The sequence below is a fragment of the Arthrobacter sp. Soil736 genome (assembly GCF_001428005.1).
GTDB lineage: Bacteria > Actinomycetota > Actinomycetes > Actinomycetales > Micrococcaceae > Arthrobacter.
Genome location: NZ_LMSB01000045.1, coordinates 68,978 through 82,076, shown reverse-complemented (window position 1 = coordinate 82,076; position 13,099 = coordinate 68,978). Strand labels below are relative to the sequence as shown.

At 66.1% G+C, this 13,099-nt stretch carries 11 protein-coding genes and 1 pseudogene; 4 read left to right on the top strand and 8 right to left on the bottom strand.

Annotated elements, in window-relative coordinates; all coding sequences use genetic code 11:
- Positions 1-34: 34 nt before the first annotated feature.
- A complete protein-coding gene (locus ASG92_RS21550; RefSeq protein ID WP_056633176.1) occupies positions 35-763 on the top strand; it encodes a DUF4166 domain-containing protein in 729 nt (242 codons plus the stop codon).
- 4 nt (positions 764-767) lie between these two features.
- On the opposite strand, the gene ASG92_RS21545 is transcribed toward ASG92_RS21550, so the two are convergent.
- Both ASG92_RS21545 and ASG92_RS21540 read right to left on the bottom strand, forming a co-directional pair.
- On the bottom strand, positions 768-1,814 hold the full coding sequence (locus ASG92_RS21545; RefSeq protein ID WP_056633173.1) for a hypothetical protein: 1,047 nt from the start codon (positions 1,812-1,814) through the stop codon (positions 768-770).
- Positions 1,815-1,817: 3 nt separating this feature from the next.
- Entirely contained in the window at positions 1,818-2,282 is a 465-nt protein-coding gene (locus ASG92_RS21540) for a chorismate mutase (protein WP_240987245.1), read from the bottom strand.
- 148 nt (positions 2,283-2,430) lie between these two features.
- Between ASG92_RS21540 and ASG92_RS30480 the strand changes: the two are divergent.
- Both ASG92_RS30480 and ASG92_RS21535 read left to right on the top strand, forming a co-directional pair.
- Positions 2,431-2,484, top strand: a pseudogene (locus ASG92_RS30480) (hypothetical protein); the annotation flags it as partial.
- Between the two features lie 40 nt (positions 2,485-2,524).
- Positions 2,525-3,178: an NAD(P)-binding domain-containing protein gene (locus ASG92_RS21535; protein ID WP_346763005.1), complete on the top strand. Its 654-nt coding sequence runs from the start codon at positions 2,525-2,527 to the stop codon at positions 3,176-3,178.
- On the opposite strand, the gene ASG92_RS21530 is transcribed toward ASG92_RS21535, so the two are convergent.
- From ASG92_RS21530 to mnmA, 5 genes are all read right to left on the bottom strand, one after another.
- On the bottom strand, positions 3,175-4,878 hold the full coding sequence (locus ASG92_RS21530; protein ID WP_056633171.1) for an ABC transporter ATP-binding protein: 1,704 nt from the start codon (positions 4,876-4,878) through the stop codon (positions 3,175-3,177). The two genes, ASG92_RS21535 and ASG92_RS21530, sit on opposite strands and share 4 nt — an antisense overlap.
- Positions 4,875-5,900 carry an ABC transporter permease gene (locus ASG92_RS21525; RefSeq protein WP_056633169.1) on the bottom strand — a complete coding sequence of 342 codons (1,026 nt, stop codon included), beginning with the start codon at positions 5,898-5,900 and terminating at the stop codon, positions 4,875-4,877. Before ASG92_RS21525 ends, ASG92_RS21530 begins: the two co-directional genes overlap by 4 nt.
- 1 nt (position 5,901) lies before the next feature.
- On the bottom strand, positions 5,902-6,993 hold the full coding sequence (locus ASG92_RS21520; RefSeq protein ID WP_056633163.1) for an ABC transporter permease: 1,092 nt from the start codon (positions 6,991-6,993) through the stop codon (positions 5,902-5,904).
- A 129-nt stretch (positions 6,994-7,122) separates the two neighbouring features.
- Positions 7,123-8,757, bottom strand: a complete 1,635-nt coding sequence (locus tag ASG92_RS21515; protein ID WP_056633160.1) for an ABC transporter substrate-binding protein — start codon at positions 8,755-8,757, stop codon at positions 7,123-7,125.
- Positions 8,758-9,010: 253 nt separating this feature from the next.
- Positions 9,011-10,150: a tRNA 2-thiouridine(34) synthase MnmA gene (gene mnmA / locus ASG92_RS21510; RefSeq protein ID WP_056633158.1), complete on the bottom strand. Its 1,140-nt coding sequence runs from the start codon at positions 10,148-10,150 to the stop codon at positions 9,011-9,013.
- Positions 10,151-10,401: 251 nt separating this feature from the next.
- Here mnmA and ASG92_RS21505 point away from each other — a divergent pair, with 251 nt between their 5' ends.
- Positions 10,402-11,655 carry an FAD-dependent oxidoreductase gene (locus ASG92_RS21505; protein WP_056633154.1) on the top strand — a complete coding sequence of 418 codons (1,254 nt, stop codon included), beginning with the start codon at positions 10,402-10,404 and terminating at the stop codon, positions 11,653-11,655.
- On the opposite strand, the gene ASG92_RS21500 is transcribed toward ASG92_RS21505, so the two are convergent.
- Positions 11,634-12,863, bottom strand: coding sequence for a cysteine desulfurase family protein (locus ASG92_RS21500; protein WP_056633151.1), 1,230 nt, complete (start codon positions 12,861-12,863; stop codon positions 11,634-11,636). The two genes, ASG92_RS21505 and ASG92_RS21500, sit on opposite strands and share 22 nt — an antisense overlap.
- Positions 12,864-13,099 lie beyond the last annotated feature (236 nt).

Sequence of the window (13,099 nt, the reverse complement as noted above, 5' to 3'; positions counted from 1 at the left end):
CAGTTCAGCAGATCAGCCCATCAGGAGGTCCCCCGTGAACATGCCGATCTACCAGCAGGCCATGGGTGCCGGCTTCGCCCGCCTTCAGCCCGAACTTCAGGACTACTTTTCGTTGGCTCCCGGATCCGGCCGCTACGGCGTCGGCGAAGGCGTGTTCGACGTCGTGGGCTGCCGGCAGCGCTGGCTGCGGCCGCTGCTGGGGTTGACCGCCAACGAGGAGGCGTTCTTTCCGGAGTACGGCGAGGGCGTGCCCTTCCGGATCGAAAACCATGCGCATCTGGACCCGTTCGGCCGCTCGAGCCTGACCGCCCGCCGGCAGATCTTCTTTCCCGGCCGCACCCGGATTTTCCAGGACACCACCAGCGTGCGCACCGCCGGCCCCGGCGATCCCTCCGGAGCGGCGCGGCTCGTGGACTATGTGGGCAGGTACCGACGGCTGGTCACCGACCTGAACCTGAGCGCGACGGCGGAGGGCCGGCTCCGGGGGGTCTCCGAGGCGTCCCGCCTGTTCCTGGGGCCGCTGCGCGTGCAGCTGCCGGCGCGTCTCGATGCCAAAGCCTATGCCGAGCAGTGGTGGGACCCCTCAGAAGGAGCGCACGGCAGGCACCGGATCCAGGTGAAGGTGATCCAGCCGCAGGTCGGGCTGGTCCTGGTCTATGCCGGGCACTTCGATTACCGGCTGGAGTCGTATCAGGGCGGGAGTTCGGCGCCAGGCTTCCTCCCGTCGCATGCCAGGCCGGACCGCTGGGAACAACGGACCTGACGCCTCAGCCGAGCGCCAGCTGGTTCAGGCCGTCGGCCGCCTGCGTCAGGCGCGTGAGCACCGCCGTCGCGGCCTTGGGCGTGTGCTCCTCAAGCCCACCTGACGGCGTGATCCGGAGCGTCCCCAGCGCCGCCAACGGCAACCCCAGCTGCTGCCAGGGGCGCCGTACCGTATCCACGACGTCGGCGACCCTGGGCAGCTCGGCAGCAGGGTTGTCCACGCGCAGGGCGCCGGCCCAGACCCTCTTGCCGGCTTCAACCGCTTCGGCCAACTGTTCCCACTGGCGGGATGTCAGCGCCTTCAGCGGAACGGCAATGCCGTCAGCGCCGGCCGCCAGGATCCTGTCGAACGGGGCCTCAATCTCCGGGACGGCGACGACGATCTCGGTGGCCCCGGCGTCGCGGACGGCGTCAATCACCACGCGCCACAGCTCCGTCACTTCCTGCCCGGCGACGGACCGCAGCGTCCGGTAGCCGCTGGAGGTGGGAATGGTGCCGGCCAGGACGGAGGCGATGTCCGGTTCGTCGAGCTGCACCACGAGCCGTGCACCCGGCACGGCAGCGGACACACGGGTGAGGTGCTCGCCAACGCCGGCGGCAAGGGAGGCTGCAATGTCGCGGCGTGCACCGTAGTCGATCAGGGCCCGTTCGCCGTTGTGGAGGTGCAGTCCGGCGGCCAGGCTCAGCGGCCCCCGCAGCTGGACCTTGAATTCAGCGGCAGCCTGGCCGTCCTCTTCTCCGGCGACATCGGCGAGCACGTTGATATCCGTGGAAAGCGCCGACCTGGCCCGGATGAGGTCACGCCCGGGCCGGTCGACGATGCGCCAGCCATGGGGCTGGACATCCACTGCCATCTCCACGAGCAGGGACGCCGTCCGGCCGATGGCGTCCGCGCCCACTCCCCGGCCGGGGAGCTCGGCAAGGAACGGAAGATGCGGGCTGCCAAGTTCCCCGCGGATGATCCTGGTGGCTTCGACCGGGTCCTGCCCGGGCCATGGCCCGAGGGCGGTGGCGGTCACCTGCCGTTGCGGTGACGTTGCTGCTTCAGTCACGGCTTAGGCGCTGAACGAGGCGGATGGGCCAGCTGCGGACGGGCCTGCTGCGGCTCCGGCTGACGCGCCGCCGCCGTCGGGCCTGTGGTTGCCGCCGGCTGCGTTGTGGTCCTCGGCGATCGCCTCGTGGTGCCGGATCACCTCGCCGATGATGAAGTTCAGGAACTTTTCCGCGAAGGCGGGGTCCAGCTGTGCATCCTCGGCGAGCCGCCGCAGCCTGGCGATCTGGGCGGTCTCACGCCCGGGATCACCCGCCGGAAGCCGGTGTGCCGCCTTAAGGAAGCCCACCTTCTGGGTCGCTTTGAACCGTTCCGCCAGGAGGTACACGAGCGTTGCATCGATGTTGTCGATGCTCGACCGGATCGACAGCAGCTCGGCCATCACTGAAGGATCCACGTGCCCGGCGAGGGAACTCGCGGCCGGGTCGTAGGAGTCGGTGTCAGGCAGATCATGGTTTAGCTCGGTCATGGATCCAGTCTATGGGCACTGCCGGAAACTCCGCCGGTGTTAAGCGGCCGATGTCAGGGTCCGCACGGCCGGGTCCGGGCATCCGCCACTGCGCCGGAGGGGCGGACAATGTAAGCGTTACATAACAGACCAGTGATGGAGGTTGGACATGAGGATTGCAGTTCTTGGCACCGGCCCGGTGGGCAGGACCCTGGCCGGAAAACTGGTCCAGACGGGCCACCATGTCACCATCGGGTCCCGGAGTGCCACCCACCGAGGCGGCGGTGGAGTGGGCCGCCGGCGCCGGCCCACATGCGAAGGCCGCCACGTTCTTCGACGCCGCCGCGGACGGCGAAGTGATCATCAACGCGACTCCCGGAGCCGTATCGCTGGAAGTGCTGGCCGCCGCCAGCACGAGGAACCTGGACGGCAAGGTGCTCATTGATGTGGCGAATCCGCTGGACCATTCGGCGGGCTTCCCGCCGTCGCTCGCCATCTCGAATACGGACAGCCTCGCGGAAACCATCCAGCGGTCCTTCCCCACGGCCCGCGTGGTCACGGCCCTGAACACCATGCGGGCCGACGTCATGGTGGCTCCGGACCGCCTGGCCGGCGGCGACCATGACGTGTTCATGGCCGGCGACGACGCCGGGGCCAAGGAAGTGGTGGCCGGGCTCCTGCGGGAATTCGGCTGGCGGCCGGAACACATCAGGGACCTGGGTCCCCTCGAAGCGGCGCGGGGGGATGGAGATGTGGCTTCCGCTGTGGCTCCGCATCTTCCTTCGGCAGGGCGGCCGCGTGTTCAACATCAAGGTGGTCTCCGAATAAGCTGCGCACAATCACCTGAACGCAGACAGGCCTGCCCATCCGCCACGGGTGGCGGATGGGCAGGCCTGTTCTACCGGAGCTGCGGCTAGATGCCCAGGAGGGCGCGGTGGCCCTCCCTGCGCTTGGCCTGCTCGGCCGGATCCGGGACCGGGAGCGACGCGATGAGTCGCTTGGTGTAGTCGTGCCGGGGCGCGCCCATGACGTGATGGCCGATCCCCTGTTCAACCAGCTTGCCTTTGTACAGCACGCCCACCCAGTGCGAAAGCATGTCCACCACAGCCAGGTCGTGGCTGATGAACAGGGCCGCAAACCCGAACTCCTGCTGGATTTCCTTGAACAGCTCCAGCACCTTCGCCTGCACCGAAACGTCCAGCGCGGAGGTTGGCTCGTCGGCGATCAGCAGCTTCGGGTTGAGGATCAGGGCCCGTGCCAGCGATGCTCGCTGGCGCTGCCCGCCGGACAGCTCGTGCGGAAAGCGGTCAGCGTACGACGCCGGCAACTGCACCGATTCGAGCAACTCGCCTACGCGCTTGCGGACCTGCGCCGGCGACGGTTTTGTGTGGATGATCAGCGGCTCCGCCACACAGTCCCCGATGGTCAGCTGGGGATTGAACGACGCTGCCGGGTCCTGGAACACGAATCCAATGTCCTTGCGGAGCGGTTTGAAGGTCCGCTCCTTAAGGTTGAGCATCTCGTAGCCCAGCACGCTGAGGCTTCCGCCGGTTGTGCGGTTGAGCCCCGCAATGGCACGGCCGATGGTGGTTTTGCCGGACCCTGATTCGCCCACGAGGCCAAAGACCTCACCCTCGGACACCGTGAAGCTGACCCCGTCCACGGCCTTGAAGGCGGGGCTGCCCAGCCGGCCCGGGTACTCGATGGTCAGGCCTTTGGCCTCCACCAATACCTTGCCGGCTTGGTGGGCCCGTTCAGTCATCCCTGCCGAGGCCGAATTTCGGCCGAGGTGAGGGACGGCCGCCAGCAGCTTCTTGGTGTAGTCCTGCCGCGGTTCGGCAAACAGGGTCTTTACCGACGCCTCCTCCACGACGTCGCCCTGGTACATCACCACGACGCGGTCCGCGAGATCGGCCACGACTCCCATGTTGTGCGTGATCAGCACGATGGAAGTCCCGTACTTGTCCCGCAGATCCCGCAGGAGCTCCAGGATCTCGGCCTGGACAGTGACATCCAGGGCCGTGGTGGGTTCATCCGCCACGATGAGGCCCGGATTCAGCGCGAGGGCAGCGGCGATGACCACGCGCTGCTTCTGCCCTCCGGAGAACTGGTGGGGGTAGTAGTTGACCCGCGTTTCCGGATCCGGAATCCCCACCTTGCGGAGGGCTTCGATGGCCCTGGCCTTCGCGTCCCTGGCGGAGACCCGCTTGCCGCCGGGACCGCCTGCATGCGCCCGGATGCCTTCGGCGATCTGCCAGCCGACGGTGAATACCGGGTTCAGGGCCGTGGACGGCTCCTGGAAGACCATTGCCACGTCCCGTCCCCGGATCTGCCGGAGCTCCCTGGCACTGACGCTGATGACGTTGTTTCCGTTGATCAGCACAGCTCCGCGGCGGGTGGCCGTTTCGGGCAGCAGGCCGAGGATGGTCTTCGCGGTGACTGTCTTGCCGGAGCCGGATTCGCCCACGATGGCGAGGACCTCTCCGGGGTTGACCTCGAGGCTGACGTCCTTGACGGCATACACATCGCCGGCGTCTGTGGCGAAGGTGACCTCGAGGTGGCTAATGTCGAGGACCGGGCCTGCGCCGGTGCCTCTCCTGTCGATATTAACGGTCATGAGCCTCTCACTTCTGCTGCGACGGCTGCCTGGGCAGCGGCGGTCGAATCCGGTCCGCCCTTGCCGGAGGCAGCCTTCTTGCGGCCGCGAAGGCGCGGATCGTTCAGGTCGTTGATGCTCTCGCCCACCAGGGTGAGGCCCAGCACGGTCCAGACGATCGCGAGACCGGGGAATACACCTGTCCACCAGATGCCGGAGGTTGTGTCCGCCAGGGCCTTATTGAGGTCGAAGCCCCATTCAGCGGCCGAAGAGGGTTCGATGCCGAATCCCAGGAAGCCAAGGCCGGCAAGGGTCAGGATTGCTTCGGAGGCATTCAGCGTGAAGATCAGCGGAAGCGTCCGCGTGGCGTTCCCATAAATGTGCCTGCTCATGATGCGGATACTCGATGCGCCCACCACCTTGGCCGATTCGACGAAGGGCTCAGCCTTAAGCCGGATGGTCTCGGCCCGGATGACCCGGAAGTACTGGGGGATGAACACCACGGTGATGGAGATGGCGGCAGCCAGGACGCCGCCGAAGAGGCTCGACTGGCCGCCGCTGATGACGATGGCCATAACAATGGCCACCAGCAGCGACGGGAAGGCATAAATGGCGTCCGCGACGACGACGAGGATGCGGTCCAGCCAGCCGCCCATGTAGCCGCTCACCAAACCCAGGATGACGCCGGCGAAGATGGACAGCACTACGGCCACGACGATCACGAGGACAGCCGTCTGGGAACCCCACACGACCCGGGAAAGGACATCGTAACCGCCGACGGTAGTGCCCCAAAGATGCTTGCCGCCGGGCGGCTCCTGCGTGGGGAAGCTGCCGTCGGCGTCGGAAAGCTGGGCATATCCGTAGGGGGCAATCAGCGGTGCAAAGATGGCGGTCAACAGGAACGTCCCGGTCAGGACGAGGCCAATGACGAGCATCCCCCGCTGCAACCCCACACTCTTGTTGAAATGCGAAATGACGGGGAGCCGCTTGAACAGCGGCGCCCTGTGATCCACGGTGGTTTCCACCGGAACATTCGTGCTCATGTCAGTACCTCACGCGGGGATCGATCAGCGCGGCCACGATGTCCACGATGAAGTTGGTGACGGCCACGATGACAGCCAGGAGCACCACGATGCCCTGGACCGCAACAAAGTCGCGGGCTGTCAGGTAGTTGGCCAGCTGGAAGCCCAGGCCCTGCCATTCGAAGGTCTTTTCCGTCAGCACTGCGCCGCCGAGCATCACGGCGATCTGGAGACCCATCACGGTGATGATGGGGATGAGCGCAGGCTTATAGGCGTGTTTGGTGACGAGTCGGAACTCGCTGACCCCGCGGGACCGCCCTGCCTCGATGTAGTCCCGGCCGAGCGTGCCGATCACGTTGGTCCTGACCAGCCGGAGGAAGATGCCGGCCGTCAGGAGTCCCAGGGCAGTCGCGGGCAAGACGGCATGCGCCATCACGTCGCCCAGAGCGGCCATATTGCCGCTGCGGATTGCATCGAGCCAATAGATGCCGGTGGGTGCCTGCAGGGCTGTCAGTGCCAGTTCGCTGGACGTCTTGGCCCGCCCCGCCACCGGAAGCCAGCCGAGCCACACTGAGAACGTCAGTTTGAGCAGCAGGCCCGCGAAGAATACCGGCGTGGCGTAGCAGAGGATCGCGAACACGCGCAGCACGGCGTCGGGCAGGTGGTCGCGGCGGTGCGCAGCAATCATGCCGAAGGGTATGCCGACCAGGAGCGCCACAATCAGGGCGTTGATCGTCAGTTCAAGGGTGGCCGAACCATAGGTGGCGAGCATCTCCGTCACCTTGCGGTTGTCAGAGAGGGTGGTTCCGAAATTCCCGGTGGCGAGCTGGGCCAGGTATTCGAAGTATTGGATCAGGAGCGGGCGGTCGTAGCCCGCAGCGTGGATCCGCTCCTGCAGTTGCTCCGGGGGGAGCCGGCCGCCCATGGCGGCCGTGATGGGATCACCGGTGATCCTCATCAGGAAGAACACCATGGTGACCAGGATGAAAATGGTTGGAAAGATCAGAAGGAACCTGATCATGATGTACTCGCCCAGTCCCCCACCGGACTTCTTTTTCTTTGACGGCAGAAGGCCGTCGGCGTCGGTTGGCGGCGCCTCAATCAGAGTTGTCATTACTGCCTAAAGTTGACGTTTCCGGGGGCAACGGGCCTCCCCGGATCTACTGTGCATCCAGCAGAAGAGGCGGGACGCCGGCTAGGCGTCCCGCCTCCTAAGCCGGACAGGACCTGATGGGGTCAGGTCCTACTTGGAGATCACACCGAGACGCGTCTTGAACGACGGGTCCAGCGTTCGTTCCACGCCCTTGACATCCGCGCCGGCCACCATCAGCTGGGCGCCCTGCAGCAACGGCAACGTCGAAAGGTCCTTGGCGACGGCCGACTGCGCGTCACCGAGAAGCTTTTCGCGCTCGGTCTTGTCAGCTGTGACCAGTTCCTTCTTGATGATGTCAGTGACAGACGGGTTCTCGTAGTGGTTCTTGAGGAAGTTGCCCGGGATAAAGAACGGCGTCAGGTAGTTGTCCGCGTCGGAGTAGTCCGGGAACCAGCCAAGCTGGTAGACCGGGTAGGCGTCCGCGGTGCGTGCCTTGGAGTAGGTGACCCACTCCGTGGACTGCAGCTCCACCTTGAACAGGCCGGACTTCTCGAGCTGTTCCTTGATCATGGCGTACTCATCGCCGGAGGACTTGCCGTAGTGGTCCGGGTTGTACTGCAGTTTGATGGTGACGGTGCCGGAAATTCCGGCGTCGGCGAATGCCTTCTTGGCCTTTTCAACATCGGGCTTGCCGTTGCCGTCGCCGTACATTTCCTTGAGCGGCTGGGCCGCACCCGGCAGTCCATCCGGAACGACGGAGTACGCCGGCAGGTAGGTGCCCTTGTAGACCTGGGTGGCGATGGCGTCGCGGTCCACAATGTTGGCCATGGCCTGGCGCACTGCGAGGGCCTTCTTGGGATCGGCGTCGGCGGACTTTGCGCCGAAGGGCATGGTGTCGAAGTTGAACACGATGTAGCGCAGCTCGCCACCCGGGCCCTTGTGGACCTTGACCTTCGCGTCTTTCTCGAGGTCCGCTACGTCAGTTGCCGTCAGGACCCTGCCGGCGACGTCGATGTTGCCCTGCTGCACGTCCAGCTTCAGGTTGTTGGAGTCGGCGTAGTACTTGATGCTTGCGCCGTCATTGGCGGGTTTGCCGAGCAGCCCCTGGTAGTCCGGGTTGGCCTTGAGGCTGACGAGCTCGTTCTTCTTGTAGCTCTCGATCGTGTACTGACCCGCGAAGGGCTTGCCCTTGACGATGTCGTCATCGCCCATGATCTTGTTCGCCGGAAAGACCTCTTCATCGATGATGGGGCCGGTGTTGGTACCGAGCACGCTCGGGAAGACCTGGTCGTTGGCCGCTTTAAGCGTAAAGACGACCGTGGAATCATCCTTGGCCGCGACCGATTTCAGGTTCGAGAGCAGCGAAGCCGGGCCGTTGGGGTCGGCGATCTTGACCACGCGGTCGATGGAGAACTTGACGTCCGAGGACGTGAGCGCGTGGCCGTTGGCAAACTTAAGGCCCGGCTTGAGCTTGACGGTGTACTCCGTGGGGCTCGTAAAGGACGCAGATTCGGCGATGTCGGGGCTGGCCTCCGCAGATCCGGGCTTGGAGTTCATGAGGAACGGATAGATCTGGTTCATGAGCATGAAGGAGCCGGCGTCGTAGGAACCGGCCGGATCGAGAGTAACCACCTTGTCGGTGGTGCCGTACGTGATGGTGCCACCGCCAGCGCTGCCGGTGGATGTTCCGCCGCCGCCGGAGGGGCCCGTGCAGGCAGTCAGTGCGAAAGCGGAAATGCCTGCGAACGCGATAGCGCCCTGCAAGGCCTTTTTGTTCATTGCCATCTGTGAACTTTCTGTTCGATGAGTGCGCGCGCGGCCCGGCATGTATCGTGCGGGCGGCACGCTGTCCTGATGCCTTGATTGAACCAGACGGTTGCCCGGTGAAACGTGGCATCTTGTGAGATGAGACACAAAATTTACCATATTGGGGCCTAGGAAATGTTTCGGACCTACTCGCGGGTACGAAAAACGGCCGGCGGGAATCCGCCGGCCGTTACGTGGTCCGAAACTCAGGTCAATTCAGGGGTGCGCCTTACTACAGCTCAGCGCGCTGCAGGGAACGCGCGGCGTCGATGGTGGCTTGGCCCAGGACACGGCTGCCCTGGTACAGGACCACCGTCTGTCCGGGCGAGACTCCGCGCAGTGGATCCGTCAGCGTCACCACGAGGCTGTCGCGAAGCACTCCGGCGTCATCGGCAATCCGTTCGATGCGCGCCGTCGCGGGGACGGGATCGCCATGGGCGCGCACCTGCGCGTAGCAGTCAAACTCCGCCCCCGTGCCCACCTCGGCGATGGGCAGCCCTGCCCAGGAAACCTTGATGCCGCGGATCTCGTCGATGGCGAGCAGCGCCTCCGGCCCGACCACCACCTTGTTTTCCTTCGGCCGGATTTCCAGCACGAACCTGGGCTTGCCGTCGGCAGCCGGCCGGCCGAGCTTGAGGCCGCGGCGCTGGCCAACGGTGAAGGCGTTGGCCCCCGGGTGCTCGCCGACCTTGGACCCGGTTTCGTCAACGATGTCGCCGGTGGTCATCTCGATTTTCTCGGCGAGCCAGCCGGCGGTGTCCCCGTCCGGGATGAAGCAGATGTCATGGCTGTCCGGCTTGTTGGCGACGGACAGGCCGCGCCGTTCCGCTTCGGCCCGGACCTCGGCCTTGGAGGGGGTGTCCGCGAGGGGGAACATCGAATGCCTCAGCTGCTCATGGGTCAGCACGCCAAGGACGTAGCTCTGGTCCTTGGCCCAGTCGGCGGCGCGATGCAGCTCGGGGTTGCCGTCGGCGTCCTTGATCACCTTCGCGTAGTGGCCGGTGCAGACGGCGTCGAAGCCCAGGGCGATGGCTTTCTCCAGGAGCGCCGCGAACTTGATGCGCTCATTGCAGCGCATGCAGGGGTTCGGCGTCCGGCCGGCAGCGTACTCATCGATAAAGTCCTGGACCACGTCTTCCTTGAACCGCTCGGAAAAGTCCCACACGTAGTAAGGGATTCCCAGAACGTCGCAGGCGCGCCATGCGTCGCGCGAGTCCTCGATGGTGCAGCAGCCCCGGCTGCCCGTGCGCAGGGTGCCCGGCATCCGGGACAGCGCCAGGTGAACGCCGACGACGTCGTGCCCCGCCTCGACGGCGCGGGCGGCGGCGACGGCGGAGTCGACTCCGCCGCTCATGGCTGCTAGAACTCGCATTTCGGCTTTCTGTAGTCTGATGGCGGCACGGCCGGCGATTCGCAACGCCGGATTCTGAAACGCAGTGTGGAGCTCTGTTCATACCCCTGATGACACGCACGTCAGATGACACACCGCTTGCCCGTATATTCTAGCGCCCGGCCGAATCAGGCCCTAAATGCCCTTGACCGTGCCGACTGCCCCCTTCTAAAGTCAAACGTACTGGTTTTAGAACGCGGCCGCTCGCGGCCACCGGACGAATCGAGCAGGTCATGACTCCTGAGAGCATCATCATCGCCGGTGGAGGCCTGGCGGGCGCCACCGCGGCGCGCACGCTGCGCACTGAAGGGTTCCAGGGGAATATCACCGTCGCCGCAGCCGAACCGCATCATCCCTACATCAGGCCCCCGCTCTCCAAGGAATACCTGCTGGGAAAAGCCGGTGAGGACGCCGTCGAGGTAGTTCCGGAGACCTGGTACGCCGACAACAACGTCGGCCTGCGCCTCGGTACTCCGGTGACAGACGTCGATCCTGCCGCCCATATGGTCCGCTACGCCGACGGGACGTCGCAACAGTACGGGGCCCTGCTGCTCGCCACCGGGGCGACGCCCCGGCAGATTCCCTTGCCCGGCAGCGGGCTCGACGGCGTCACGACGTTCCGCACGCTGGATGACAGCCGCCGCCTGCGCGGGCAGCTCGCGGCCGGCGGCCGGAAGGTGGTCCTCATCGGCTCCGGCTGGATAGGAATGGAACTGGCGGCGGCCGCGAGCACCTACGGCAACGAAGTAACCCTGCTGGGGCTCGAGGAAGTTCCGCTCGGCGGGGCGATCGGTCCGGACCTGGGCAGGTTCTTCCGGTCCCTGCACGAGGACAACGGCGTTCAATTCCGGCTGCCGGCGTCCGCCCGGGAGATTACGGGGCAGGCAGGCAGGGCCACCGGTGTGCTGACCGATTCGGGCGAGCAGCTGCCGGCCGACGTCGTGGTCATCGCTGTGGGCGTGGTTCCGGACACCGCCCTGGCCAGTTCGGCCGGCCTCGAGATCCGGAACGGCGTCCTCACCGACGCCTCACTGCGGACCAGCGCCCCGGATATTTTCGCGGCGGGCGACGTCGCCAACGCGCTTCATCCGTTCACGGGTGAGCACCACCGCAGCGAACACTGGGCCAACGCGCTGAACGGCGGCAAGGTGGCGGGCAAGGCCATGCTCGGCCAGGAAGCCGCCCTGGACGCCATTCCCTACTTCTACACCGACCAGTTCGACGTCAGCATGGAGTATTCAGGTTTCCCCACACTCGCGGCGGGATCTGCTCCCGTCATCCGCGGCTCCCTCGAAGCGAAGGAGTTCGTCGCCTTCTGGCGGCGGGACGGGCGTGTGGTGGCGGGGATGAACGTCAACTGGCCGCGCTCCGGCAAGCCAGGCGCACAGAAAACCATCAAGGCCCTTATCTCGGCCCGCTCAGAAGTGGCCGCGGCCACCCTGGCGGATGCGGCAGTCCCGTTTGATCAGCTGATTCCCGAACCCTGACGGGCAACGGTGGCGGCAGTCTGGATGGAGGACTCATGGCCGGCCATTCCTGCCTGCCGGGCGCGGGCATATGCTCCGGGGAGGGCCGCAAGCAGCGCGTCCACGTCCTCATCCGATGACGGGTGCCCCAGGGTGAAACGCTGGGCGCCGCGGGCAGTTTCCTCATCCAGTCCCATGGCCAGGAGGACATGCGACGGGCGCGGAACACCGGCCGTGCAGGCGGAGCCCGTGGACGATTCGACGCCGGCGAGGTCCAGGAGGAAGAGCAGGGAATCACCCTCACACCCGGGGAAGGTGAAGTGCGCATTTCCGGGCAATCTGCCGGGCCCGCGCGCTCCGCGCAGCACGGCGGCGGGCACGGCTTCCTGCACCCCCGCGATGAGACGGTCCCGCAGGCCGGCGATCCGGGCGGACTCCGCCGGGAGGTTTTTGGCGGCGGCTTCGGCCGCGGCGGCAAAGGCAGCGATGGACGCGGTGTCCAGCGTGCCGGAACGGACGTCGCGCTCCTGGCCCCCGCCGTGCTGGACGGGGGTGAGCTTCACCGTGCGTCCCAGGATGAGGGCCCCGACGCCTACGGGGCCGCCGATCTTATGGCCGGAAATGGACATCGCGTCCAGCCCGGAAGCCCTGAAGTCCACAGCAACCGACCCGAACGCCTGCACGGCATCGGAGTGCACGGGCACACCCGCCGCGCGGGAAAGCTCGACGACCTGCCGGATGGGCTGGATGCTGCCCACCTCGTTGTTGGCCCACATGACGGTGACCAGGGCAATCGACCCGGGATCCCGGAGCAGCTCGGCCTGAAACGCCTCGAGGTCCAGCACGCCTTCCGGGTCCACCGGAAGCCAGGACACCTCGGCCCCCTCGTGGCGTTCCAGCCATTCGACCGTGTCCAGAACGGCATGGTGTTCGACGGCGGTGCACAGGATGCGCCGCCGGCGCGGATCCTCGCCCCGCCGGGACCAATAGAGACCCTTGACTGCGAGGTTGTCCGCCTCGGTGCCGCCTGAGGTGAAGATGACCTCCGACGGATGAGCCCCTGCCGCCGAGGCAATGATCTCCCGCGAGTCCTCCACGGACCGCCGCGCGCGTCGGCCCGCACCGTGGAGGGACGACGGGTTTCCGGTCCGCGCCAGTTCACGCGTCAGCGCGGCCAGGGCCTCGGCGGCGATGGGCGTGGTGGCGGCATGATCCAGGTAAGCAGGCACGGTTAAAATTCTACCCGCGGCCAAATTCTACCCGCGGCTATTTCTCCCCTCGGCTGCCACTGCGCCCGCCTGCCGCAATGCCTCCATAGTGGTCTTCACGGCGGTGATCACCGTGCTCCTGGGCATTCCGGTCACCACCCCGCAAAATACTGGGCGGATAGCTGGTCAGCTCCGGTGTGCTCCTCACGGGCACGAAGCGCCGAACACGGCAGCCGGCCATGGCCTGAGCAGACAGC

Bases quoted from the DNA above. Each gene is read 5' to 3' on its own strand.
- ASG92_RS21530 (WP_056633171.1), bottom strand. From the start codon at position 4,878: ATGACCGTTAATATCGACAGGAGAGGCACCGGCGCAGGCCCGGTCCTC.
- ASG92_RS21525 (WP_056633169.1), bottom strand. From the start codon at position 5,900: ATGAGCACGAATGTTCCGGTGGAAACCACCGTGGATCACAGGGCGCCG.
- mnmA (WP_056633158.1), bottom strand. From the start codon at position 10,150: ATGCGAGTTCTAGCAGCCATGAGCGGCGGAGTCGACTCCGCCGTCGCC.
- ASG92_RS21505 (WP_056633154.1), top strand. From the start codon at position 10,402: ATGACTCCTGAGAGCATCATCATCGCCGGTGGAGGCCTGGCGGGCGCC.
- ASG92_RS21520 (WP_056633163.1), bottom strand. From the start codon at position 6,993: ATGACAACTCTGATTGAGGCGCCGCCAACCGACGCCGACGGCCTTCTG.
- ASG92_RS21515 (WP_056633160.1), bottom strand. From the start codon at position 8,757: ATGGCAATGAACAAAAAGGCCTTGCAGGGCGCTATCGCGTTCGCAGGC.
- ASG92_RS21540 (WP_240987245.1), bottom strand. From the start codon at position 2,282: ATGACCGAGCTAAACCATGATCTGCCTGACACCGACTCCTACGACCCG.